At 68.6% G+C, this 23,645-nt stretch carries 26 protein-coding genes, 1 tRNA gene, 1 pseudogene and 1 riboswitch; of the genes and pseudogenes, 12 read left to right on the forward strand and 16 right to left on the reverse strand.

The features are described from left to right. Positions 1–50 precede the first annotated feature (50 nt). Positions 51–128: transfer RNA gene (locus tag FHT36_RS01270), tRNA-Pro, on the reverse strand. A gap of 262 nt (positions 129–390) precedes the next feature. Between FHT36_RS01270 and FHT36_RS01275 the strand changes: the two genes are divergently transcribed. Then, entirely contained in the window at positions 391–750 is a 360-nt protein-coding gene (locus FHT36_RS01275) for a septal ring lytic transglycosylase RlpA family protein (protein WP_169120415.1), read from the forward strand. A 2,373-nt stretch (positions 751–3,123) separates the two neighbouring features. Here the strand turns inward: FHT36_RS01275 and FHT36_RS24275 are convergent. The 6 genes and pseudogenes from FHT36_RS24275 to FHT36_RS01305 all read right to left on the reverse strand — a co-directional run. Further along, positions 3,124–3,402, reverse strand: a pseudogene (locus FHT36_RS24275) (MerR family transcriptional regulator); the annotation flags it as partial. A gap of 160 nt (positions 3,403–3,562) precedes the next feature. After that, the gene (locus FHT36_RS01285) at positions 3,563–3,880 is read right to left on the reverse strand and encodes an integration host factor subunit alpha (RefSeq protein ID WP_168457829.1); all 318 of its coding nucleotides are present in this window, start codon (positions 3,878–3,880) and stop codon (positions 3,563–3,565) included. Between the two features lie 208 nt (positions 3,881–4,088). After that, on the reverse strand, positions 4,089–5,063 hold the full coding sequence (locus tag FHT36_RS01290; RefSeq protein ID WP_169120417.1) for a beta-ketoacyl-ACP synthase III: 975 nt from the start codon (positions 5,061–5,063) through the stop codon (positions 4,089–4,091). Beyond that, entirely contained in the window at positions 5,060–6,130 is a 1,071-nt protein-coding gene (gene plsX / locus FHT36_RS01295) for a phosphate acyltransferase PlsX (protein ID WP_169120419.1), read from the reverse strand. The genes FHT36_RS01290 and plsX overlap by 4 nt, the downstream gene beginning before the upstream one ends. Before the next feature lie 174 nt (positions 6,131–6,304). Beyond that, positions 6,305–6,811: a DUF177 domain-containing protein gene (locus tag FHT36_RS01300; RefSeq protein WP_169120421.1), complete on the reverse strand. Its 507-nt coding sequence runs from the start codon at positions 6,809–6,811 to the stop codon at positions 6,305–6,307. After that, positions 6,808–7,371: a ubiquinol-cytochrome C chaperone family protein gene (locus tag FHT36_RS01305; protein ID WP_169120423.1), complete on the reverse strand. Its 564-nt coding sequence runs from the start codon at positions 7,369–7,371 to the stop codon at positions 6,808–6,810. The genes FHT36_RS01300 and FHT36_RS01305 overlap by 4 nt, the downstream gene beginning before the upstream one ends. 236 nt (positions 7,372–7,607) lie before the next feature. On the opposite strand from FHT36_RS01305, the gene FHT36_RS01310 reads away from it, so the two are divergent. The 5 genes from FHT36_RS01310 (at position 7,608) to FHT36_RS01330 (ending at position 10,952) form a co-directional block, all read left to right on the forward strand. Beyond that, on the forward strand, positions 7,608–8,027 hold the full coding sequence (locus FHT36_RS01310; RefSeq protein ID WP_210257525.1) for an outer membrane protein assembly factor BamE: 420 nt from the start codon (positions 7,608–7,610) through the stop codon (positions 8,025–8,027). A 136-nt stretch (positions 8,028–8,163) separates the two neighbouring features. Continuing rightward, complete coding sequence (cobS, locus tag FHT36_RS01315; RefSeq protein ID WP_169120427.1) at positions 8,164–8,952, forward strand: adenosylcobinamide-GDP ribazoletransferase; 789 nt, start codon at positions 8,164–8,166, stop codon at positions 8,950–8,952. Positions 8,953–9,010: 58 nt separating this feature from the next. Next, a complete protein-coding gene (locus tag FHT36_RS01320; protein WP_210257526.1) occupies positions 9,011–9,247 on the forward strand; it encodes a DUF1289 domain-containing protein in 237 nt (78 codons plus the stop codon). Positions 9,248–9,253: 6 nt separating this feature from the next. Beyond that, positions 9,254–9,970, forward strand: coding sequence for a TIGR02281 family clan AA aspartic protease (locus FHT36_RS01325; RefSeq protein ID WP_169120429.1), 717 nt, complete (start codon positions 9,254–9,256; stop codon positions 9,968–9,970). Positions 9,971–10,040: 70 nt separating this feature from the next. Continuing rightward, positions 10,041–10,952 carry a cation diffusion facilitator family transporter gene (locus FHT36_RS01330; protein WP_169120431.1) on the forward strand — a complete coding sequence of 304 codons (912 nt, stop codon included), beginning with the start codon at positions 10,041–10,043 and terminating at the stop codon, positions 10,950–10,952. On the opposite strand, the gene FHT36_RS01335 is transcribed toward FHT36_RS01330, so the two are convergent. Further along, the gene (locus tag FHT36_RS01335) at positions 10,949–11,785 is read right to left on the reverse strand and encodes an aldo/keto reductase (RefSeq protein WP_169120433.1); all 837 of its coding nucleotides are present in this window, start codon (positions 11,783–11,785) and stop codon (positions 10,949–10,951) included. The genes FHT36_RS01330 and FHT36_RS01335 overlap by 4 nt on opposite strands. Before the next feature lie 147 nt (positions 11,786–11,932). Between FHT36_RS01335 and FHT36_RS01340 the strand changes: the two genes are divergently transcribed. After that, complete coding sequence (locus FHT36_RS01340) at positions 11,933–12,310, forward strand: hypothetical protein (RefSeq protein ID WP_169120435.1); 378 nt, start codon at positions 11,933–11,935, stop codon at positions 12,308–12,310. Positions 12,311–12,387: 77 nt separating this feature from the next. Beyond that, positions 12,388–12,957, forward strand: a complete 570-nt coding sequence (locus FHT36_RS01345; RefSeq protein WP_169120437.1) for a DUF983 domain-containing protein — start codon at positions 12,388–12,390, stop codon at positions 12,955–12,957. Between the two features lie 60 nt (positions 12,958–13,017). Here FHT36_RS01345 and FHT36_RS01350 read toward each other — a convergent pair whose 3' ends face one another. The 4 genes from FHT36_RS01350 to FHT36_RS24640 form a co-directional block, all read right to left on the reverse strand. Next, positions 13,018–13,701 (reverse strand): energy-coupling factor ABC transporter permease, encoded by a 684-nt coding sequence (locus FHT36_RS01350; protein WP_169120439.1) that lies wholly within the window; start codon positions 13,699–13,701, stop codon positions 13,018–13,020. Positions 13,702–13,737: 36 nt separating this feature from the next. Further along, positions 13,738–13,980, reverse strand: a riboswitch (cobalamin riboswitch). A 91-nt stretch (positions 13,981–14,071) separates the two neighbouring features. After that, a complete protein-coding gene (locus tag FHT36_RS01355; protein ID WP_169120441.1) occupies positions 14,072–14,563 on the reverse strand; it encodes a copper chaperone PCu(A)C in 492 nt (163 codons plus the stop codon). A 152-nt stretch (positions 14,564–14,715) separates the two neighbouring features. Beyond that, the gene (locus FHT36_RS01360; protein ID WP_169120443.1) at positions 14,716–15,165 is read right to left on the reverse strand and encodes a hypothetical protein; all 450 of its coding nucleotides are present in this window, start codon (positions 15,163–15,165) and stop codon (positions 14,716–14,718) included. Between the two features lie 15 nt (positions 15,166–15,180). After that, positions 15,181–15,315, reverse strand: a complete 135-nt coding sequence (locus FHT36_RS24640; RefSeq protein ID WP_281408730.1) for a hypothetical protein — start codon at positions 15,313–15,315, stop codon at positions 15,181–15,183. A 303-nt stretch (positions 15,316–15,618) separates the two neighbouring features. Here FHT36_RS24640 and FHT36_RS01365 point away from each other — a divergent pair, with 303 nt between their 5' ends. The 4 genes from FHT36_RS01365 (at position 15,619) to FHT36_RS01380 (ending at position 19,050) form a co-directional block, all read left to right on the forward strand. Then, a complete protein-coding gene (locus FHT36_RS01365; RefSeq protein ID WP_169120445.1) occupies positions 15,619–15,801 on the forward strand; it encodes a hypothetical protein in 183 nt (60 codons plus the stop codon). 46 nt (positions 15,802–15,847) lie between these two features. Beyond that, on the forward strand, positions 15,848–16,330 hold the full coding sequence (locus FHT36_RS01370; protein WP_169120447.1) for a cupin domain-containing protein: 483 nt from the start codon (positions 15,848–15,850) through the stop codon (positions 16,328–16,330). Positions 16,331–16,414: 84 nt separating this feature from the next. Then, on the forward strand, positions 16,415–17,503 hold the full coding sequence (locus FHT36_RS01375; RefSeq protein WP_169120449.1) for a DUF917 domain-containing protein: 1,089 nt from the start codon (positions 16,415–16,417) through the stop codon (positions 17,501–17,503). Then, entirely contained in the window at positions 17,500–19,050 is a 1,551-nt protein-coding gene (locus FHT36_RS01380) for a hydantoinase/oxoprolinase N-terminal domain-containing protein (protein ID WP_169120451.1), read from the forward strand. The genes FHT36_RS01375 and FHT36_RS01380 overlap by 4 nt, the downstream gene beginning before the upstream one ends. Positions 19,051–19,091: 41 nt before the next feature. Here the strand turns inward: FHT36_RS01380 and FHT36_RS01385 are convergent, their stop codons facing one another. Genes FHT36_RS01385 through FHT36_RS01400 form a run of 4 tightly spaced genes read right to left on the reverse strand, consistent with a single transcriptional unit; the run spans position 19,092 to position 23,307 of the window. Beyond that, a complete protein-coding gene (locus FHT36_RS01385) occupies positions 19,092–20,885 on the reverse strand; it encodes a CocE/NonD family hydrolase (protein WP_169120453.1) in 1,794 nt (597 codons plus the stop codon). Between the two features lie 54 nt (positions 20,886–20,939). Continuing rightward, positions 20,940–21,308: a hypothetical protein gene (locus tag FHT36_RS01390; protein WP_169120455.1), complete on the reverse strand. Its 369-nt coding sequence runs from the start codon at positions 21,306–21,308 to the stop codon at positions 20,940–20,942. Next, positions 21,305–21,640, reverse strand: a complete 336-nt coding sequence (locus tag FHT36_RS01395; RefSeq protein ID WP_348644363.1) for a hypothetical protein — start codon at positions 21,638–21,640, stop codon at positions 21,305–21,307. The genes FHT36_RS01390 and FHT36_RS01395 overlap by 4 nt, the downstream gene beginning before the upstream one ends. A gap of 59 nt (positions 21,641–21,699) precedes the next feature. After that, positions 21,700–23,307: a thiamine pyrophosphate-binding protein gene (locus FHT36_RS01400; protein ID WP_169120457.1), complete on the reverse strand. Its 1,608-nt coding sequence runs from the start codon at positions 23,305–23,307 to the stop codon at positions 21,700–21,702. Positions 23,308–23,645 lie beyond the last annotated feature (338 nt).

The following is a 23,645-nucleotide window of genomic DNA, read 5'->3' on the forward strand; positions in this document are numbered from 1 at the left end:
CACCGCACCGATCGAGCAAAGGAAGGGCTGTTGCGGATGCCGGGATGGAATGGTCGGAGCGAGAGGATTTGAACCTCCGACCCCTAGTCCCCCAGACTAGTGCGCTAACCGGGCTGCGCTACGCTCCGACGTGGAGGGGAGGCTTAGACCATCACCGGGGCCCCGACAAGCCCCTCCGGAACCGAATGTGCAAAGCGCACGCCGCTCTCCCCAGGGATCATTCGAGCGGGACAAAGATACCACCTTAGGCTGCGCTTTTCGGCGTCGTATCGCGGCAAGATTGTGGCAAAGGAGAACGAATCGTCACTCTTTCGCCGGCGAATGGTGTCAATGTGGCCGGATTGCGCGGTCATTCGGCGATCTTCCTCAACAACACGGAAGATTGAACGGATGAAGATACGCGTGGTCCTGTCCTGCGCCGCCCTGTCCCTGTCGGCCGCCATGGCCGCTCCGAGCCTGGCGAACGCGGACACCTCCACCGGCATCGCCTCCTACTATTGGCAAGGCCGCAGCACCGCGAGTGGTGAACGTTTCAACCCGACGGCCTACACGGCCGCCCATCGTTCCCTGCCCTTCGGCACCAAGGTGCGTGTCACCAATCTCCGTAATGGAAAGACCGTCGTCGTCCGCATCAATGATCGCGGACCGTTCGTCCGTGGCCGGGTGATCGACGTGTCCAAGGCCGCAGCGTCGGAGCTCGGCTTTACCGGCTCGGGCGTAACCCGCGTCTCCCTCGCCGTCATCGACTGATCGGGCGAGCGCGATAAAAGAGGCTGGGCGTGCGCCGGGATCGGCTTGCGCCCGGCGCTCCCTAATCAGGCAGCGATGCGCTGCTCAGTCGGCGGTCCTGGCTTCGCCACGCCGGCCGGTCAGGCCTTCCATCAGTCGACGGCATTCGCCCAGCTCATAGAGTGCGGACTGCATGCGGTGCACGTCGTCGCGTGAGAGCACCGGGGCCGCCATGGGCGGCTGGCCCACCACACGCGGCTCCGACCGCAGATGCGGCGGCAGATATTGCTCCGGCGGGCCGGGACGCAAAGGCTCACGCGGCAGCCGCTGGCTCGGCTCCGCCTGCGGGCGGGCGGCAGCTTCCTCCGCCGGCACGCTCGGCCCTGCCCAGGTCCGCTCAGCTGCCGGTCGCGCCGGCTGAACGGGGGCCGCATGGGCCGGCGCGGCTGCGGCCGGCTGGGGCGCCAGGCCACGGCTGGCCATGCGCTCGGCCAGAAGCCGCTGCTCAGCCTCCGGCATCGGAAAACCGCTCTCGCCTTCCTCGCTGATCGGGCCAATGAGCGGTCCGACGCGCGTGGCGCGGGGAAGGGCCTGCGGGGCGCCCTCGCCCCATTCCTCATCGATCGCGCGGCGCATGGCCTCGCCCTGCCAGCTTCCCGGTGACCGGGGCAGGCGGGCCGAGACTTCGCCGGGACCATAGGTTTCCGCCGGGTAGGGCTCACGCTGCGCGGGGCGTTCCGCCTCTCCGCGCAGCGCATGGGACGGGGCGACCCCCATGGGCGGCTCGCGCCGCGCCTCGCCTGCGCGGGGGTCCGGCCGGCGCGGACGATCTGCGGGGCGCTCGAAGGCGCGCCGGTCCGATGGCCGATCGCCGAAACGATCGTAGGGCCGATCTTCGGACCGATCTTGGGGCCGATCCTGATCGTTCATGGAATACTCCGGCTCGGCGGCCCTCGGGGCCGGTCGGTAAGGGGCAGGCATGTCCGCCGGCAGCGGCGCGGCCTGAGGCCATGGCTCATCCGCCGGGCGGCCCGAGGGGGCATAGGGTTCATGCGGCGGTTCGGGCGGGGCGTCGTCTGCCCAGCGTCCTTCGTCCCGCCAGTCCTCATCCTGCCAGCCGGCATCCCGCCGGGCGTCGACGCGCCCGCCGCGCTCGCGCTCGTCCCAGCCCGCTTCCTCGGCTTCCGACTCGCCGGTGGTGCTTTCCACCCAATCGGTCTGGCGCCAGTCGCCATCACGCAGCAGCCGGCCGTCGCGCGCGTCCCGCTCGCGCGGGTGTTGCGGCTCGGCTTCCAGCCAGTCCCGGCTTTCGGCAGGGGCGCGGCGGGCGCGGCGCGGAATGAAGTCCTCGGGCGGACCCGCCTCATCCTCCGGCTCGTGGCGCGCGGGGGCGGCGCGTTCGGCCCTGCCCGGCTCCGGCGCGTGCGGGACAGCATGCCGGGCTTCGTGCTCGGGCAGCTCGTGCGGCCGGGGCGGACGCCGGTCCTGCGCCTTCAGGCGGCGGATGCGGTCCTCAATGGGCTCGGACACCTGCGGCGACGGGGGGAAATCGTCCAGGAAGGGCAGCAGCGGGTCGTCGAGCTCGGGCGAGTGGGGCGCCTGATCGTCGGCCGGCATGGCAAGGCGCGACGCCGGCCCGCGGCTCGGTCGCTGCAGGGGGCGCAGCTGAGGTTCCAGCCGCTCGCCAGGGCGACCCTCCGGCGCGGCCCGTCGCGGCGGAGCCAGCTCCGCCCGGCGGCCCCTGCCCTCATCCACATCCAGGTCCGCATGGGAAGCGTCGGCGCGCGCCGTCAGATCGGCAGCGCGCGGGTCCAGCCTCGGCTCCAGTCCCGGATCGCGGCGGCGCAGCGGCGCGGTGTCGTGATCGAGATCCGCCTCGGGTCGCTGTGCCGGGCGCCGGGGCGGAAGCTCGTCCATGTCGTCCCGGGCGGTCCCGAAGGACGGCTCGCGACGGCCGGCGCCCGGTCCACGGCGGTCGGTCTCGTCGGGGCGACGGCGCTCCGTCTCCGCTTCGCCGCGGTCAACGGGGCGGCTTGAGGCGGCGATGCCGGGTTCGTCGCGAAGCGGCTGATGGCGAAGGGGCATTTCCCGCTGCGGGGCATCGAAGGCGGGATCGAGTCGCTCCGCCCGGCCGCCACGGCCGCTGCCTTCACGCAGCGGCCTCGGGGGGGCGGTCGGTTCGGAGGCCAGATCCCGGTCGGCCTCGGCATCGGGGAAGGGCAGTGGCAGCTCGGCGCTTTCGGGCAGCTCGGGAAGGACATCCTCCTCCCCTCCCCGCCCCTTGCCGCGCCGGCGCGGCAGCAGGCCGAGCAGGCCGCCGAATGTGACGCCCTCCCCGCCGGCGGCGCGGGCCGGACGCGCGGAGCGCATGGACGCCACCTCGCGCTCGATACCGAGATCCTGGACGTAGCGCACGCCCTGGTCCTTCAGCACGCGCTGGGCGCCCTTGATGGTGAAGCCGTCGGTGTAGAGCAGGTGGCGGATGCCGCGCAGGAGGTCCACGTCCTCCGGCCGGTAGAATCGCCGGCCGCCGGCGCGCTTCACCGGCTTGATCTGGGTGAAGCGGCTTTCCCAGAAGCGCAGGACGTGCTGCGGGAGCTCAAGCTCGTCCGCGACCTCGCTGATGGTCCGGAAGGCGTCCGGAGCTTTCTCCGTCTCGCGCGCGTCGCCCACCTTCTCTCCCGCCTCGTTCGACCGAATCGCCCAGAGCCCGTGCCGGAATCATAGGTGCGATTGGCGCATGCGGAAAGGCGGGCAAGCCACGGCAAGGGCTTGTCCCCGGGTGTTCGCGCGATCGGTTACGAAATCCTGTCCGCGGGGCGGATGTCGAGGTTCAGTCCTCGTCCGTCCCGTCCGGCTCGGTGCCGTTGATGCGGTGCTTCAGGATGCTGGACGGCTTGAACACCATGACCCGGCGGGGCTCGATGGGCACTTCCTGGCCGGTCTTGGGGTTGCGCCCGATACGCTCGCCCTTGTCGCGCACGACGAAGGAGCCGAACGACGACAGCTTGACCGTCTCGCCACGGGCGAGGCAGTCCGCAATCTCCTTCAGAACCATCTCGACGAGTTGGGCAGACTCGGTGCGAGAAAGTCCCACCTGCTGATAGACGGCCTCACACAGATCCGCCCGCGTTACGGTCCGACCAGCCATATGTCTCCCCGACCCCTGAAAGCGCGCTCGAACCGGCCGCCAACGCCCTGCGACCGCCCAGCCATGCAAACGCAGCAATTCTTAACAGTTGAGGCTGCACGAATGTGACGGATACGACGACGCACCGCCCACGAGCCCCAGCGCCTGTGGGCAACGGCGTCCGGCAAACTAGCCGCGCCAGCCGAGCAAGGTCAACGCATTATGTGGTCTACCAGCGGATCAGTGCCGACCCCCAGGTGAATCCGCCCCCCATTGCCTCAAGCAACACCAGATCACCTTTGGTAATCCGGCCATCCCGCACTGCGACATCGAGTGCCAGGGGGATGGACGCGGCGGAGGTGTTGCCGTGGAGATCCACGGTCGTCACCACCTTTTCCGGCGCGATGCCCAGCTTCAGCGCGCTGGCGTCGATGATGCGGCGGTTCGCCTGATGGGGCACGAACCAGTCGATGCTGTCCGCGCTCTCGCCGGTGGCGGCGAAGGCGTCCTCGATCACGTCGGTGATCATGCCCACCGCGTGCTTGAACACTTCCTTGCCTTCCATGCGCAGATGGCCGGCGGTGCCCGTGGTGGACGGCCCGCCGTCCACATAGAGCTTGGCGCGATGGCGGCCGTCCGAGCGCAGGTGGGAGGTCAGCAGACCGGAATTGCCGGCCGTTGCGGCGTCCACGCCTTCGAGCACGAGCGCCCCGGCGCCGTCGCCGAACAGCACGCAGGTGCCGCGGTCCTCCCAATCGAGGATGCGCGAGAAGGTCTCGGCGCCGATCACCAGCGCCCGCTTGAAGGCGCCGGTCTTCAGATAGGCGTCGGCCGTGGCGAGCGCGAACACGAAGCCCGAGCACACCGCCTGCACGTCGAAGGCGGCGCCGCGGGTGATGCCCAGCTCGGCCTGCACCGTCACGGAGGTGGCGGGGAAGGTCTGGTCCGGAGTCGCCGTGCCCAGAACGATCAGGTCGATGTCGGCGGCGGTGAGGCCGGACGCATCGAGGGCGCGCTGGGCCGCCTTGATGGCGAGGTGGGAGGTGAATTCACCTTCCGCAGCGATGTGCCGCTGGCGGATGCCGGTGCGCTGGACGATCCACTCGTCGGACGTGTCCATGCGTGCCGCGAGGTCGGCGTTGCTGAGCACCCGCTCGGGGAGATAGGACCCGGTGCCCCGGGCGACGGACCTGATACCGCTCACGATTGTCCTTCCGCCCCTGCTGCCTCCGGCCGGCGCTCGGAAATCTCCTGAGGCCTGCGGCTGGTTAGGCTTTGTTCGATGCGCGCCAGCAACTCGTGGCGCACCATGTCATAGGCGAGGTCGACGGCGGCGGCGAAGCCCTCCGCGTCGGTGCCGCCGTGGCTCTTGATGACGATGCCGTTGAGGCCGAGGAACACGCCGCCATTGGCCCGGCGCGGATCCATCTTCTCCTTCAGCACGCGAAACGCATCGCGCGCGAAGAGATAGCCGATCCTCGCCCTCAGGGTGCGGCTCATGGCCGAGCGCAGGTAGGAGGCGAGCTGCTTGGCCGTGCCCTCGGCGGTCTTGAGGGCAATATTGCCGGAAAAGCCCTCGGTGACGACCACGTCCACCGTGCCGGCGCCGATATCGTTGCCCTCGACGAAGCCGTGATAGTTCACCGCCACCGTCTCCTCCCGGAGGATGCGCGCGGCTTCCTTCACTTCCTCGACGCCCTTGATCTCCTCGACACCCACATTGAGCAGGCCGACGGTGGGCTTCTCGATGTCGAACAGCACCCGCGCCATGGCCGAGCCCATGAGCGCCATCTCGACGAGGCTCTTGGCGGTGGCGCCGATGGAGGCGCCCACGTCCAGCACCACCGTCTCGCCGCGCAGCGTCGGCCAGATGGCAGCGATGGCGGGGCGGCTGATGCCGGGCATGGTGCGCAGGTTGAAATTGGCCATGGCCATCAGGGCGCCGGTATTGCCGGCGGAGATGGCGACGTCGGCCTCATGGACCTTCACCGCGTCGATGGCCTTCCACATGGACGATTTGTAGCGGCCACGGCGCAGCGCCTGGCTCGGCTTGTCGTCCATGCCCACCACCACGTCGGTGTGGACGATGCGGGAGGCCGCGGCGAGCTTTGGATGGCTCTTCAGGACCTCGCGGACGCGCGCCTCGTCACCATAGAGCACGAAGGCGGTGTCCGGGTGGCGACCGAGGGAGATTTCCGCTCCGGCAAGGACCGTCTCGGGTCCATGGTCGCCGCCCATGGCGTCGACGGCGATGCGGACGGGTACGGTCATCTCCGGCGTAAATCCCTGCTTCGATCGAATGGCGGCGGGCTCTGCCCTGGCGGGAAAAAGTGAGGGATCAGAAAATCCCGGCCATCATGTCCCGTCGTTACCGTCGCCGTTGCGGCGGGCGGACAATAGCGTGTCGCGGCGCCATCGCAACTGCTCCGGGGCTGCGAGGCGCGCTTACTCCTTGTCCTTCAGGCGGGCGAGCGCGGAGAAGGGCGAAATGGCGGGATCCTCCGCCGGCGGCTCGAACACCGCGTCGGGCTTGCGGGGATAGGGATCGACGCCGAGGGCCAGGAACTCGCACACCAGCGCGCCCACGTCGATACGCCCGTCCACGATCTCGTCGGGCGGGTCGATCCCGTTCTCCTCGTCCTCTTCGGAGGGCTTATAGGTGCCGGCGGGGGCGAAGTGGACGTCGATTTCCTCCTCGAGCGGCGCGTCGAACGCCTCCAGCGTCACCCCGCACGTCTGGCGCACGGTGGCCGTGAGTCGGCCCGACACGTGCACGCCCTCCCTGCCTTCCGGAACAAGGTGAAGCGTCGCCAGGATCCCCTCGGCGTGGAGAACGCCCGCATATCGCGCAAGCGCTACCGTGGCGGCTTCATCGGGCGCGAGCTTCAGGTGAAGGCCGAGCGGCGGGAGGTCCGCGATCGAGATCATGTGGGAATAACGAAGGTCGCTCATTGTCCCGCCTCCGGAGCAGGCCTGAGTTGGGGCGCCGGCAGCACGAGCGCGCCGCGGGCGAAGGTTTCAAAGGGCGTTGCCGCAAGGCTGTCCGCGGCGGCGCGGACATAGGCCGCGAACGGGGCGGCGGTGGGCACCGGCTCCTCCGTGCCGAGAATATTGCGGGCGATGGCCTGCGCCAGCAGCGCATTGCCCGCGTCAGCCAACGCGGTATCATATGCCGCAGCGCGGCCGTAGAAGGCTTCGCCGATCTTCTTCATCTTCTTCGGCACGGTGAGGTCGCCGACGCCGAGTTCGCGCATGGTGGCGTCCATGTCGGCGGCGAAGGCGTCGAAAATCTCCTGCGACATGGCGCGCGCCGTATCGTCGCCGCCCTTCAGGCGGTGGCAGACGAGCACGGTGTGGAGCACCACCATCTCGAAGCGTCCCTCCAGCGTATCGGGAACGCCGAAGTCGGTGTAGAACTCCGCCCGCCGCGACTGTGCCACGATCACGCCATACAGGCGCTCGATGGTCTCGCGGGACTTGGCACGCTTTGACGAGCGGAACAGGTTGAGCATTTCGTATTCCGGGCCAAGGTCCGGCGAGGAGTTGAACGGGCAAGCGGCGTAACGCGCCCTCGCCCGCATGGCAAGGGGCGGTAGCCGAGGCGGCGCGCCGGGGCGCCGTTCACAGCACAATGATGGGGATGCGTGTGGCGTCACTAGACAAGAGGCAGGAGCGCACGGGGAACGGGCGGAATACCACCAACCGGAGGCTTGGCCTTGCGGGGACCGCCGCCCTCCTGCTCGCCGGGATGGCGCTCACGGGTTGCGACCAGGTGGTCGTGAACGGCACGGGCGGCCAGCTGACCGGCGTGGTTCGCACCTATCAGCGCGGTTACGTGCTGGCGGAAGGCGCGCTGGATCAGGTGCCCGTCGGCTCGAGCCAGGAACAGGTGCTGCTCGTGCTGGGCACGCCGTCCACCGTCGCGACCCTGAACGGCGACGCCTTCTTCTACATCTCTCAGACCCAGCAGCGCGTCGCCTTCCTCAAGCCGGAAATCACCGAGCAGAAGGTGCTCGCGATCTATTTCGACAAGAACAAGCGGGTGACCCGCGTGGCCCAGTACGGCCTCAAGGACGGCAAGGTGTTCGACTTCGTGTCGCAGACCACGCCGACCAGCGGCGAGGAGCTGAGTCTCATCCGCCAGATGATCGGCCTCATCACCTTCTGACCGTAGACCAGGGCAGGCCGGCCGCGTGGACCGCGCGCCGGGCCTTGACCTGCGCCATGAATGGCGCTCCCAAGGGCGGTGTGGCGCCCGAACGGCCCCACCCCTGCGCAACGCCCGGAGCGACGAGCCCGAACCGATGGCCAGAACACTCGGACAGGACCTCGCCGCCGCGCTGCGCTTCTATTCCCGCCTGCCGCTGCCGGCCCGGGATGACACCGCCTTCGCGCCGCCCGACATCAACCGCATCGCCTATGCGATCCCCGTCGCCGGCGCGGTGCTCGGCCTGATCGGGGCGCTGGCCCTCATCCTCGCCATGGCCGTGAAGCTGCCGGCCTTCCTTGCGGCCGTGCTGACGGTGGCGGTGCTGGCGCTGGCCACGGGATGCTTCCACGAGGACGGGCTGGCCGACACCGCTGATGGGCTGGGCGGCGGCCGCGACCGTGCGCACAAGCTCACCATCATGCGCGACAGCCGCATCGGCACCTATGGCGGGACCGCGCTCCTGCTGGGGCTGCTGCTGCGGATCGGCGCGCTAGAGGCGCTCGCTTTATCGGTCGGCCCGCTGCGCGCCGGCCTTGCCCTCATTGCCGGCGAAGCGGCCTCGCGCGCCGCCGGGGTGCTGCTCATCGCCGCCCTGCCCCCGGCCCGCACCGACGGCGCCGGCGCGTCCGTCGGCCGGCCCTCGGAAGCGGCGGCGATGTCCTGTGCGCTGGTCGCCGCCCTCATCGTCTGCGTGCTCATGGTGGCGGCCTTCGGCATCGGTGCGGCCTTTGCCGGCCTGATCGGCCCGGTGCTGGTGCTGCTGGTGATGATGCGCCTGTCGAGCCGGCTTATCGGCGGGCAGACCGGCGACGTGGCCGGCGCCACCCAGCAGGTGGCGGTGATTGTGTTCCTCCTCGGCGTGCTTATCTTCGGGGGACGGTAGGCGAGCGGCGATTCCCGCCCCACCAGCCCGAAGGAGCCGAGCGCGCGCCCGCGCAGCCATGACCGACCCGTCAGCACCCCGGACCATTCCCGCGGCGAACGCCATCGTCACGCCCTGCATCAAGGTGTGCGTGGTGGAGCCTTTGAGCGGGCTGTGCATCGGCTGCGGGCGGACGCTGCGCGAGATCGGCGGATGGGCCTCCTTCTCCCCGGATGCCCGCGACCGGATCATGGCCGTCCTTCCCGACCGGCTGGCGCGTCTCAAGCAGACGGCGCCGGACGCCTTCATGGAATAGGCCGCCATGCGCAGCGACCGTCTCCTCTGGCTTCTCCTCATCGGCCTGTTCGCCGGCGGCGTCATCCTCGCGGTGAACCACGAGCAGGGCGAAGTGGCGGGCATCGACATCAACAAGTTCGGGGCGCTGGTGGGGCAGCTCTCCATCGCCGTCTTCGTCGGTGCGGCCGCCTGGTCCATCTTTCGTGGCCGAATCGCCGAATCGCTCATGGCCGCTGCCTTCTGGCTGGTGCTCGCGGCGCTGCTGGCCCTCGGCTACACCTATCGCGATCCCCTCACCCAGGTCGGCCGCAAGGTGCTGGCCGAGGTGGCGCCCGGCTATGCGGTGAACCTCGCGCAGACGGGCACCAGCATGGTGGAGGTCACGCGCGGGTCCGGCGGCGATTTCGCGGTGCGCGCCGGGATCAACGGCTCGGGCGTGAGCATGCTGGTGGACACCGGCGCCTCGTCCGTGGTGCTGACCCACGAGGCGGCGAAGGCGGTGGGCCTGCCGGTGGATTTCCTGAAATACGATGTGCCCGTGGACACCGCCGCCGGCCGCACCCGGGCGGCAGCCGTGGTGCTGGACACCATAACCATCGGCAGCATCGTCGAACGGCACGTGCCCGCCCTCGTCTCGCCCGCCGGCGCGCTGCGCACCAGCCTGCTCGGCATGAGCTTCCTGTCGCGGCTCGACGCCTTCGAATTCCGCGGCGACAAGCTCGTCATGCGCGGCGGGAAATGATTGTATTTCCGCCCCCTGCCCGTCCCGGTTAGGGTCGCTGGCAATCCTCAGGCCTGAGCAGCGAAGCGCGATGCGCGTCCCCACATTGACCGATCTCCAGAAGGAACGGGCGATCCTGTTCGCGATCCTTCTCGATTTCAGCGTCTTCGTGCCCTACCTCGTCACGGTGTGGCGCATCGGCTCGCTCGCCATGCTGGCGGAGCTGCTGCGCGGCGGCCTGCTGCTGCTGGTGGAAGGCCTCGCCCTGCTGACGCTGCGCGCCGCCCATCGTGGCCGCATGCATTTCTACGATTTCGGCATCGGCAAGCTCGAGCGCATGTTTGCGGCCGCCATCGGCGTGCTGCTGCTGCTCGCGGCGGTGTTCATCCTCATCAAGGTGATGGATTCGTCGGAATCCGAGCCCCTGCCGCCGTTCTGGGTGGCGGCGGCCCTTGGGCTCGTCATCTACAACCTGTTCACGAATCTGGCGCCGCTGGTTCCGCTGTGGCGGGCGACGCGCGCGGGCACCTCCATCATCGTGCTCAGCCAGTTCCGCGCCCGCATCGCCAAGGCGGTGGCCTCGGTGACGGTGGTGGTGTGCGTCGCCCTCGACGTGCTGTTTCCGCACACCGAGGTGGGGCTGGCCGCCGACGATATCGGCGGACTTATCGGCGCCGCCTTCATGCTGGTGATCGGCGGCGCCATGATCTCGGAAGCCCTGCCGGACCTGCTGGATCGCGCCCTGGCGGAGCCGCTGCAGATGAAGGTGAACGCTGCGCTCGCCGCCTATTTTGATCGCTACGAGCAGCTCATCAGCGTGCGGACCCGCAAGTCCGGCACCATCGCCCATGTGGAGATCACGGTGGGGTTCGCCCCCGGCCGCACCATTGCCGACGTCAGCTCGGTCACGGACGCCCTGCGCCAGACGCTGACCGCCGCCATCCCCGATGCCGACGTCGTGGTGATCGCCGCGCCCTATGATCCCGAAACGCGGTCCGCCTAGAGCATTTCCAGCCCGACCTTGCGGCGCGGCGGGGGGAAGGCCTTGTCGATGGCGGCGAGGTCTTCGGCGTCCAACACCAGATCGCGCGCGGCGGCGTTCATCTCCACATGCTCGATGCGGCTCGCCTTGGGGATGGCGATGACGTCGCCGCTGCGCATCACCCACGCGAGCGCCACCTGGAACGGGTCGACGCCGTGCTTCTTCGCCACGGCGCCCAGCGCCCCGCCGCGCGGCAGGCGGGCCTGCTCGATGGGGCTGTAGGCCATGACCGGGATGTGGGCAGAGCGCAGCTCCGGGAACAGGTCGAACTCCGGCCCGCGGCGGCTCGGGTTGTAGAGCACCTGGTTGGCCGCGCAGGCGGCGCCGCCCTTGGTCGCGAGCAGTTCCTCCATGTCGTCCGTGTCGAGGTTGCTCACGCCCCAGAGGCGGATCTTGCCCGCCTTCTGCAGCGCCTCGAATCCCGCGACGGTCTCCGAGAGGGGATGGTTGCCGCGCCAGTGAAGGAGATAGAGGTCGATCACGTCGGTCTTCATCCGCTTCAGGCTGCGCTCGCAGGCAGCCGCGACGCCGGCCCGGCTGGCATTGTGGGGATACACCTTGCTGACAAGGAACACCTCGTCCCGACGCCCGGTAATGGCCTCGCCCACCACCTCCTCGGCGCCGCCGTCGGCATACATCTCCGCCGTATCGATGAGGGTGAGGCCGAGGTCGATGCCGCGCTGCAAGGCCTTCGCCTCGGTGGCGCGGGTGGTGGAGCGCTCACCCATGTACCAGGTGCCCTGGCCGAGGGCGGGCACCGTCTCGCCATTGGGAAGGGTCACGGTCTTGGTCATGGGCGCTCCCTCGGGCTTCGTTCCGCTGGCTGGTTGCGGGCGACCATAACGCCTGCTTCGGGGAGGTCCAGAGCCGGCCTGCGGCAGGGGGACGCTGCGTAGATTCACGTGCTTGACCCCTTCTGCCGCGTTGCACACAAGCGGAGCATGGGCATCGGGTTGGGATACAAGGGCTTGCGGGCGGCCGCTGCTGCACTTTTCGTGCTGGCGCAGCTGACGCTGGGGTTTGCCCACCAGCCTGTCGCCCTGCCCTCCTCCGAAGCGCCGGTCGATCTTGCGGCCTATGCGCTGCCGGACGGCACGTTGCCGGACCTCTGCCTCAATGGCGGAGATCCGGGGACGGTTCTCAAGACCTATCCCTGCGACGCCTGCGTGCTGACCTCTGCGCCCGGCCTTGCCGTCGGGCCGCAACCCGCGCTGGCGGCGCCCGATGGCCGTCGCATCGCGCACCTCGCCGCGCGCAGCGAACGCCGGCCGGCGGAGGAAGCCCGCGGCGCCCAAGCCCGTGGCCCTCCTGTGACGTGACCCAAAGCTGAACCGGCGCGGGAGCCTCCCGACGCCTCCGGTCCCTGCCGCCCCTGCGGCCTTTCGGGTTTTCGTCCATGTCAGACACGCAATCTCACGCGCCTTCGGAGGCGCTCGCGCGCGCCCGCGCCGCCATGTCGGCGGAATTCGGCACCGCCACCCGCACCGCGTTCGATCCGGTGCGCCGCGCGCCGCGGCGGCTCTATCACACCAACGGCTTCAACCCGCCGCGCCCCATCGAGGATGCGGCGCGGCGCGGCTGGTCCGGACGTTGCCCGGCCTGCGGCGAGGGCGCCCTGTTCGGGCGCTGGATGCAGGTTTCGGAAGCCTGCGCCCATTGCGGCGAGGCGCTGGGCCATGCCCGCGTCACCAATGCCGTACCGGTCCTCGCAATCCCCCTCGCGCTGCTCGCCGGATCGTTGGTGGGCGGTGTCCTGGAGCTGCTCAGCGACCTCCCGCTGGCGCTTGAGCTTGCGGCCAGTGAGCTGGTGGCCGTGGCCGCCGCCTTCCATGTGCTTCCCCGCGCCAAGGGCCTCGCCATCGGCCTCGCCTGGGCGAACCATGTGGGCGGCTTCGATCCGCTCCTCCATCTGGTGCCGGACCCGGAGACCCCGGCCGCCCTGCCCCCGCCCGTCGAGGCCCCCTGAAACGCAGAACGCCGGCGGGAGCACCGCCGGCGTTCGCTTATTTGAGGGGTGGGCGCGCGATCAGGCCGCGTCGTAGAGCCGGCGCTCCAGCAGCGGGTTGCCGCCCTTGAACGCGCCATGCAGCGCCTTCGCGGCAGCGAGCACCGCGAGGTCCACCAGCGGCTCGACGATGATGACGAGCATGTAGGCGCCGCCGAAGGTCGCCACCGAGGCGATGTTCTCGGAGGCAAAGCCCTGGCCATAGACCGCCCAGAACGCCACCCAGCCGACGATGCCGGCCTGATAGGTGGTGGAGAGGGCGAGCGCCTGACCGTACTTCAGCTCCACATAGGGCGTGCCCGGCGCCACGATGCGGCGCGCGACGGCGGCGACGCCGAACAGCGGCACCAGCAGCGTGGTCACGTTCATCCCGTACTGGGGCAGGTCGAATGGTGCGAAGAACAGGCCCTGGATGAGCAGGCCGAAGGCGAGGCCGAGGGCGGCCGGGGCCGCGCCGAACATCAGGAACAGGGTCGAGCCGAGGATGAGGTGCACTTCCGAGACGCCCACCGGATAGTGCGGCAGCACCTCGAAGAAGCTGAACACGAGAGCGGTGGTGGCGAGGGTGCGGCCCGCCAGCGAGAGGACGCCGCGCTCGCGCGCCGCCTCATAGGCAAGCTTCAGGGCATAGCCGCCGGCGGCGGCCGCCGTGACATAGCTGAGGCCGATCTTGGCCCCGTCCACGAGTCCGGGTTCGATATGCATGCAGGTCTCCGTTGCCGTCTCACCCGACGGCCCGAGGGTTGTCATCATGCGACCGGCCGGTCTCCTGACTCGCGGGTCTACGCTCACCCCCGCCTTCCCGGCCGGCCCGAGGGGCTTTGGCCAGTGGCATGCTGGAAGATCGCTCGCCGCTCACAGTCGCGGGGGCGGTTGGGGCTTTGCGCCACCCCGGCGGATTTCCGCGCAGGTTCAGGCCCTACCCCATTCCCGTTTCACTCCGGATGCCGTGGCAACCGGAGCACCGTTCGCATGCGCAGCAGGCACCGAACACCTCCGTGCTGTCAAGCAATCCCGGAGGCGAAACGCGCCGGCCCCTTCCGGACCGGCGCATCCTGCGTGTGCGTTTCTGGCCTCAGTGGCCGGGATGGGCGCTGCCGGAGGCGCCGAGGCCCTCCACCGTGAACTTCACGGGCACACTGCCGGCCTTCTCGAAGGTCAGCGTGCCGTCCACGGAGGTGCCCTCCTTGAGCGGGGACTTCAGGTCCAGGAACATGATGTGGTAGCCGCCGGGCTTCAGCTCGACGCTTCCGCCCGCCGGGATGGTGAGACCGTCCGGGATGGGCCGCATCACCATGACGCCGTCCTTCATGGACATCTCGTGGATCTCGACCCGGCCGGCGAACGGCACAGTGGCGGAGATCAGGCGATCGGGCGCGGCGCCGGTGTTCTTCACCACCAGATAGCCAGCGGCGACGCTGGCGCCGCCCGGCGTGGCCCGCGACCAGGGATGGTCGATCTGCAGCGTCCCGGCCTTGTAGTCGTGCGCCATGGCGGCGCCGGTCAAAGCGACGGTTGCGACGGCTGCGGCCATCACCGCACGGCGGGTGAGATGGAAAATGGACATGGGTGCTCCTTGGTTGCGCCAATGGGGCTCCTGCCCCCTGGCGGAATGAACCTGCTTGGTTGGATTGGATGACATGCTCGCCACCCGAGCCGGACACGCGATGGCGCGGCCGCGCGGGCGGGGCGGATTCGGCCTTCAAAAGGCGTCAGGGGTCAGGCGCGGAGGGGAGGCCCCTGTGAGGATCGCGGCTCGCGGCGCACGCGGCCGGTTCCCTCTGCGGCGGCAACGGCCGCCCGCTCGGAAATCGCGGGCGTTGCGACGGGACGCCCGGCATCGGCGGCAACAGGGAGGATCGGCGCCAGAGAATGGAAGGCGCAGAGGGCGCAGCAGACGGAGTGATCCGGTTGCGGCGACATTGGCCTGTCGTCCGGAGTGCCGGTATTGCCGGCGCACAGGACACGCCCATCGGCCGCATTGGCCATGGCCACGCCGCCGGAGCGCTCGAATGCCATGCCCGCGACGAACAATTGCAGCACGAAGGCATAGGCAAGCCAGACGCAAAACGCGCCGCGCCCCCATCCTGCCTCACGCCACCTCGTCACCCGCTGCTCCCGGACCTCGATCACCGGCCGGCATGTTAACCGCCCGGCGGAGAAAGTCATCCGGCGCCGCCGCCCTCAGAAGTGGACGGCGAAGCGCGCCATGCCGCGCTGGGACAGGAAATCCTGACCGACGTTAAGGCCGTACTCCACCTTGATCTCCAGATTGTCGCGGGTGACCGCCTGCAACCCGAGGTCAAGATTGCCCAGCACGTCCGGCAGCGGCGTGGCAAGTTGTCGGCCGGAGCGATGGCGGCGCCAGTGATCCCCTGTTCATTAAGCTGACCACCGTTTCGATGTGGGAGAGCCGATAGACAGCTTGGCGCATCACCAGTTCTGTCGATGCGCCTCCAAGGCGGTGGAGATAACTCCTCGGCACTCGGGTCCGCAAAGGGGTCCTTGGTGCGGGCTGCGGTCTCAAGGCCCGGGATGTCTCTCTGCGAGTGATCCCATGCGAAACATCTTCCGACTGCTTTCAGGCCTGTGGCTTGGCACGCTGGCAGCGTTGCCGGTTTCGTGGACCTCCTGGACCGCATCGCCAATGCCGAGGCGCTGCGTGCGCAGGACCTGAAGACGGTGACGGCCGCGTTGAAGCCTCTCGTCGCGTCCCTCACGCCGGAGCAGCAGCGGCGCATTCCCGCCTTCCTCGGCCTGCCCCAGCCCACCGCCGAGATCTGGCGGTTCGAGGAAGAAAACTGACGCCAATTCAATATATCTCACCAACTCGGGTCTCAAGGAGGCTCCCATGTCCATATCCTTCCTGCATTCCAAGGGAACCGAAGCGCCCATCAAGATCCCGGCCATCGGGCTCGACCTGTTCGTGCGCATGCCGCCGGCGGCGAGTTCCGGCGAATTCTGCTTTATCGAGACCATCAATGCTCCGGGCGCCGGTCCACCCCGCCATCGTCACCGCGAAGCGGAGATCTTCCGCGTCATCGAGGGCCGATATCTCTATGAGGCGGACGGCCGGCGCTTCTATGCCGAGGCCGGCGACGTGGTCAGCATTCCCGGCGGGGTCGAACACGGCTTCTGCAACGTCACCGACAAGCCCGCACGCCAGTACATCCTGATGGCTCCGGCGCTCGATGCGGCGGCCTTCTTCACGGAACTGGCCGGCGTGATGCACGACGGCATTCCTGACCAGGCTGCGCTCAATGCCTTCGGGCTTAAGTGGCACGTGGAGTTCCTCGGGCCGCCGGTGAACAAGAATGACCAGCCCACGGACTGAAGCGGGGACAGCCCGCCCGGCGGGGGCGCGGGTGCGGCCAATGGCGGGCGCCCCCCCACCCGCTTCAAAGCTGAAGGACCTGCGATGCCTCGCTTCCTGGATGCGGAAGAGCTTGATCTGCTGGCGATCGGCGCCTGGATTCTCGGGACCGGAGGCGGCGGATCGCCCTATGCCGCCCACCTCGTCGTCCGCCAATTCTATGAGGAGGGCGGCCGGATCGCCCTTCTCGACCCGGACGAGCTCGCCGACGACGATGTCGTCGCCGTGGTCTCGACCATGGGTGCGCCGCTGGTGTTCCAGGAGCGCATAACCGACGCCGCCTTCGCCCTCAAGCCAGTGCGGATCATGGAGGTCTTCAGGGGCCGGCCGTTCCGGGCGGTGATGACGGTGGAGATCGGCGGCTGCAACGCCTTTCAGCCCCTGCTGGTCGCCGCCGCATCGGGGCTCCCGGTGGTGGATGCGGACGCCATGGGCCGGGCCTATCCGGAGGCCCAGATGCAGACCTTTTCCATCGCCGGGCTGCAGATGGTTCCACATGTCGTCTCCGACATCCGCGACAATGACGTGATCATCCCCACCGCTTCCGGCTGGCATGAGATGGAGCGCGTGCGGCGCAAGGTCTGCACGGAATATGGATCGGTCGCGACCACCTGCCAGGCGCCGCGCACGGGGGACGAGGTGAAGCATCACGCCGTTCTGCGCAGCCTCTCGCAGGCCATCGCGCTGGGGCGCGAGGTGCGCCGCGCGAAGATGGCCCATGAGGACCCCGTCGAGGCGACCGTGGCCGCCGGCGGTGGCAAGCGGCTGTTCACGGGCAAGGTGGTGGATGTCCAGCGGCGCACGACCGAGGGCTTCCTGCGCGGATCCCTCAACCTGGCGGGCCTTGGCGCGGATGCCGGCGCGTCTTTCGACATCGCCTTTCAGAACGAGTTCACCATCGGCCGGCGCGACGGCGCGGTGATTGTCACCACGCCCGACTTGATCTGCGTGCTCGACAGCATCTCGGGCGAGGCCATCGGCACGGAGAGCCTGCGTTACGGCCAGAGGGTCACGGTGATCGCCCTACCGTCGCAGCCGATCCATCGGAGCGCGGAGGGGCTGCGCCATGTCGGCCCGCGCGCCTTCGGCCATGACGTGGAGTTCCACAGCGTCTTCGGGGAGGAGCCGGCATGAGCCGCATTGGAATTGATGTCGGCGGCACCAATACCGATGCCGTTCTGCTGGAGGGCGGCAAAGTGCTCGCCGCGCTGAAGCGGCCCACCACCGTCGATGTCGCGGACGGCGTCCGCCAGGCGCTGGTTGATCTGGTCGCCGCGGCCGCCGGCCATCCGGCGCTGGGGCGGATTGAAGCGGTGATGATCGGCACAACGCATTTCACCAATGCCGTGGTGGAACGCCGCCATCTGGACCGCGTCGCGGCGCTGCGCATCGGCCTGCCCGCCAATGCCGGCCTGCCGCCCTTCATCGGCTGGCCCAAGGACCTCGCGGCCGCCATGCGGGGAAGCATCCACATGGTGGGCGGCGGTCACGAATATGACGGGCGGGTCCTGGTGCCGCTGGATCGTGCGGCCGTGCGGCGCGAGGCGCAGCGCATCGCCGACAGTGGCATCAGTTCTGTCGCCATAACCAGCGTGTTCTCGCCGCTCACGGATGAATGCGAGCGCGAGGCCGCGGAGATCTTGCGGGAGGTGATGCCCGCGGCGCGCATCACGCTCTCCCACGAAATCGGCCGCATCGGCCTGCTCGAACGGGAGAATGCGGCGCTGCTGAATGCCGCGCTGCAGGGCCTCGCGCAGCGCACCACGGCGGCTTTCGTGCGGGCGCTGCGCGACAGCGGCATCGCGGCACCGCTCTATCTCACGCAGAATGACGGCACCATCGTGCAGGGGGCGGTGGCGGAGCGCCATCCCGTCTATTGTTTCGCCTCCGGCCCCACCAACAGCATGCGCGGCGCGGCGTTCCTTTCCGGCCTGACCGACGCACTGGTGGTGGATGTGGGCGGCACGACCACCGACGTGGGCTGCCTCAAGGGCGGCTTTCCGCGCCAGGCCAATGCGATGGTCGAAATCGGCGGCGTGCGCACGCTGTTTCGCATGCCGGACCTGATCTCCATCGGTCTCGGCGGCGGCACGGAGATTGCCGATGACGGGCGCCGGATCGGTCCGGGCAGCGTCGGCTTCCGGCTGCCGGAAAAGGCGCTCTGCTTCGGCGGCGATACGCTGACCGCCACGGACATCGCCGTCGCGGCCGGACGGATCGCGCTGGGACAGCCGGGATTGGTGAGCAGGCTTCCCGGCCCTCTGGTGGCCGATAGCCTCCTCCACATGGAACGCATGGTTGCGGAGGTGGTGGACCGCATGAAGACGGATGCCGCGCCGATCCCCCTCATCGCGGTAGGCGGCGGCAGCTTTCTGGTGCCTGATCGCATGGAGGGTGTCTCGGAGGTGGTGCGCATCGAACATCATGCGGTGGCCAATGCCGTGGGCGCGGCCATCGCGCAGGTCAGCGGTGAGGTGGACCGCATCTTCTCCGGTGTCGAGCGCGATGCGGCGCTCGATGAAGCGACCCGGGAGGCGACCCGGCGCGCGATCGAGGCCGGCGCGGAGCCGGGCAGCGTGCAGACGCTCGACGTGGAGGACATCCCCATCGCCTATCTCCCCGGCAATGCGCGTCGGGTCCGTGTGCGCATCGTCGGGGAGATAGCGCGGCTCGCCGGGTAGCGCGGGCACCGATCGCTCCGAGCTTCCCCCGGAAATCTCTTCTACCGTTGACCGGCGCGCTTGAGCTCGATGAAGGTGTCCGGCCCGTAATGCAGGGTGTTGCGCGCGTAATAGGGCGGCACCTGCATGTCGAACTGGGCGTGCCCGTGGCTCACGTCGCTGCGCAGGAGATCGGTGCGGCTGGCGACGTCGAGGCGCAGCCGCTCGCCCGGCTTCAGCACCACGGGCTGGGGCGTGAGGCTGAAGCGCAGCGTGACCGGCACGCCGGGTGTCAGGGGCGCGGGCGTGTCGATGTCGATGGCGATCTCGGTCATGGTGGAGCGCGCCACATCGATCCTGCGGCAGGCAGGTCGGATCGCGCCCATGGAGAGGATCTGGTAGCCGCCGTCCGCCGAGACGAGGCCGGTGCGGGCCACCACGTAGGAATCGATCTCGTTGGTGCTGAAGGAGAGGCTCACGGTCACCGGGCCGGTCAGCTCCATCTCCTCCTCGATCGGAAGCTCGAAGGTGAGGCGCTGGTTTTCCACCTCGTCGAAGCCCGCCGTCACGATGGCGCCGAGCGGCACCGCCGCCCATCGGTTCGTCCCGCCTGCGCCCGGCGCGCTGTCGAGGCGATGGGGTGCCGCGTCAGCACCATTGGAGGCCGGGTAAAGGCGCAGGGCTGTGCTGCCGGGTAGCGGCCAGTCCGGCGCACTGCGATAGTCCTTCGCCCCTTCGGTCCAATATCGCACCCGCGGCTGGGAGGCATAGCCGTTGTCCGCGCCGTAGACGAGATGATCGAAGAAGGCGAGCGCCTCCAGCTGCCAGGCATAGACCGGCAGGTCATAGGTCGCAGGGCCGACGATCAGCCAGCGTTGATCCTTCGGCGTGCCGGCATTCTCGAACAGATCGTAGGCGCCGAACTGATGCAGGTTGAGATAGCCGGCATTCTGCACCACCACGAACGGCACCTTGATGTCACCCAGCGCGCCGGACGGGCCGGCCGGCAGCACGCTCGTCGCCCGGGTCTTGCCGTCGAGCATCAGGCCGGCGAACAGCCGACGCGTCTGCGGCGTCGGCACCTGCCTTTGGAAGGCTTTCATGATGCGCGCCATGCGCTTCTTCAGCTGCGGCCACCACACGTGCTTCAGGGGCGAGTTGGTGATGTGGCTCACCACCGCGCGCAGCAGCGGCGGCAGATGCAGCCGGAACTGCAGGGGCGTGAAGTTCGCCCCCATCCAGAGCGCGAAGAAATCGGGCTGTGGCGCGCCGCCGAACATGGCGATGTGGCGGAAGTAGTCCGTGCACATCTCGTTGGTGAAGAAGCCCTTCAGGGCCGGCGGGCGAAGCCGCGCCACCTGCGGCTGGGTCAGCCCGTAATAGGAGGTGCCGAACAGCACCACCTGCCCGTCGCACCAGGGCTGGGCCGCCGCCCACTGAATGACTTTGGCGTGGTCCTCCACGTCTGTGTCATTGAGGTAGACGGCATCGTCTCCGCCCGAACGGCCCATGCCACGGCGGGTGACGATGACATGGGCATAACCGCGATCGGTAAAGACCGGCGGGCTGCCGGTCTCGTTGTTGCCGGCCGGGGCGCCGGCGGCCTGCAATTCCTTGGAATAGGCGGCGAAGGCGATGATAGCCGGATAGCGGCCCGGTGCCTTGGGCACATAGACATCGGCGGCGAGCGCGATGGAGGGAGCCACCTCGACCATCTGGTCCGCGAGGATGCGGCAGCCGAGGCCCGACTTCGCGGTCGGCCCCGGCGTCCAGCCGGCGAGCTGCGGGCCGAACAGACCGCCCTTCGGCGCGATAAGATTGTCCCAGAAGCCCGGCTTCCCGTTCTTGGCCGTCATGTGCATTCCCCCCGGTCTCAGGGGCGCCGCGCCAGATCTTGGCGCTAGGGCGCCCTACAATTGCGAGATGTCGAGGCCGGTCTTCTTCTGCGCGGCCAGGCGCAGCTCTCGCACCACCCATTTCTGCTTGTCATCGGGAATGAAAAAGCCGCCGATGCCGGACGAAAAGAGCAGGTCGAAGACCCGCTCGGTCACCGCGGTGAGCGCCAGCTCCATGTCCTCGCCGGCCTGGGGCTTCGGGGGCACCATGATGACGATGGTGTCTTTCGCCTGCTCAACGATCTCGATCTTGAAATCCGGGCCCGGCGAGTAGCCGAACTCCGCGCACACCACCCCGACCGGGTCGGCGAGGAGCTTCGCGCGGTAATCGGGATCGGTGGTGATGCGCTCGTAATTCTTCTCGACGAAATCGGCATTGCTCACGGCTGATCTCCCCCGGTGCGGGCCGCGTTGCGCAGGGCCAGCAGCTTGAATTTGGCGGCTACGGGCACGAGCCAGATGAACAGGCCCTGGCTGGACCACAGGTCCATCTGGTTGAGCGGCCCCGGCGGCGGGGACGATTGTGGCGCGCGGGCGGGCGGGATGGTGAAGTAGACCCGGTCGCGCCGCTGCACCACCACCTTCACCTTGACCCCGCCCGGCACCTCCACGCCCATGGACTTGAGCGCCTCGACGGGGTCGCTCTCCACCTGCGCGGCGAACGCATCGTCGGTCCACACGCGCCGCGTCAGCTCCTTCTCGAAATCTCCGGACACGGATGTCTCCCTTGTTCCCGCTTCGATGGGATACGGCGGGGCAGCGCCGCGCCACCGGTTCACGGCTCGCGATTGATGATCAGGAAGCTCGGACCTTGATGCGCGAGCGCGCGGGCGAGCACGTCGCCGACGCTCTCGACAGCGTCGATCGTCTCGACGCGGGCACCGAAGCCCTCGGCGATCTTCTCAATGTCCACATCGGGATCGCTGAAGTCGAGGCCGACGAAGTGGGTGGTCGCGATGCTCGTGCCCATCACATTGCACCACAGGTCCTTCAGCAGCCGGTATTCGTGGTTCACGAAACAGATGAAGATGGACGGGATGGAATATTTCGCCGCCGTCCAGAGTGCGTGGATGGAGAACAGGCTGCCCCCATCGCCGACGAAGCAGGCGGCGTGCTTGCCGGTCGCCAGCCCGATGCCAACACCCAGCGGCAGGGCCCAGCCCAGCCCGCCGCCGCGGGGCGAGAAATGCACGCTCCGGAAGCCGAGGCTCACCGCCATGTCCTGCACGATGGCGTCCTCGGAGGAGCCTTCCGTAATGACGTGCGTGGATCGGTCGAGATGGCGCAGGACCGCCAGGATCAGCGCATCGCTCGCGTGTGGTCCCGAGGCGGGATATTTCGCGTCCAGAGCGGCCTCGCTGATCGCCCGCCCACCGGCTGGCGCGCTCGGAGCACCCAGCGCCGTCGCCAGCGCGTCCAGGGTCGCATGGATGTCGCCGAGCACGGCCATATCGCAGGGAAAGTCGAACCCCAGCTGGCTTGCGGCGGGGGCGATCTGAATGACCTGCAATTCCGGCGGCAGCGCCTGGAGGCCGTCATAGGTGAAACTGTCCACCTTCTCGCCGATCAGCAGCATGGTGTGGTAGCGGCCGAGCGTCTCGTTGATCTTCTTCGTGGTGGGCGGAAGCTGGCCCCGGAAGTTCGGATGCAGCGGATCAACCGTGCCCTGCACATGGAAGGGGGCGGCATAGATGTCGGCGCCGAGCGCGCTTGCGATGCGGCTTACGGCGTCGATGCCGTGCGCCGCGCCCACCGCATAGTCGGCGACGATGGCGAGCCTGCCTGCCGGCACCGCCTTGAGTGCGCCCGAGACCTCGCCGATGGCGCGGGGCACCACATCCTCGATGATGCGCGTTTTCTTGAACGTCGTATGCCCGGTCTCTTCCAGCATGAAATTCATGGGGATGGAGAGGAAAACGGGACCCGTCGGCTGGAGCCGCGCGTGTAGGTAGCAGCGCTGCAGGGCGACGGCGAGATCGTCCGTGCGGGTCACCTCGTAAGCGTATTTGGTGGCGGTCTCCGCCAGCTGGACATTGGGCGCGCCCAGCACCGGATTGTGGATGAGGAAGCGGGAATCCTGCTGCCCGTTGATGACCAGCAGCGGCACCCCGGACATGAGTGCGTTGCGCATGTTGAACATGCCGTTGGCGAGGCCCGGATAGGTGTGCAGGCTGACGATGGACGGCTTGCCGGTGATCAGCGCATACCCCGCGGCGATGCCGACCGCGCTCGATTCATGCAGCGACAGGACATAGGTGGCCTTCGAGGCCGCCACCGCCGCAAGGAAGGTGGTCTCCGTGGTTCCGGGATTGCCGAAAACGAATGGAACTTCATAAGTCTCAAGAAAGTCCTGGATGAGCTCTCCGCCGGTCCGTGTCGTCATGTTCTCCCCCCCAAATGATCTTGCCGAAGCATCCCGCGCGGCTCACGCCGCGATTGGCATGCGATACTGTCAGCCGGCGCATCGGATGTGGCTTGGTCCAACGTTCTGTCCGCGCGGCATCCAGTGCGCGCATTTGGTGGTGCGGCCGATCCCCGGATTGAACGTGTTGCAGGGATCGACCGACGGTCTCTTGCAGGACCGCGACGAGGTCCGCTTCCTCCGCGACTGTCTTTCGGCTGCAGCGTCGCGTGTTGGGACGCTCAAGTCGAGAAATGCAGCATTCATAGCGACAGCTCTTCCAAACATCACCTTTTGCTTTCCGCCGCATGCGAACAACG

The organism is Xanthobacter sp. SG618 (assembly GCF_012932745.1).
GTDB lineage: Bacteria > Pseudomonadota > Alphaproteobacteria > Rhizobiales > Xanthobacteraceae > Xanthobacter > Xanthobacter flavus.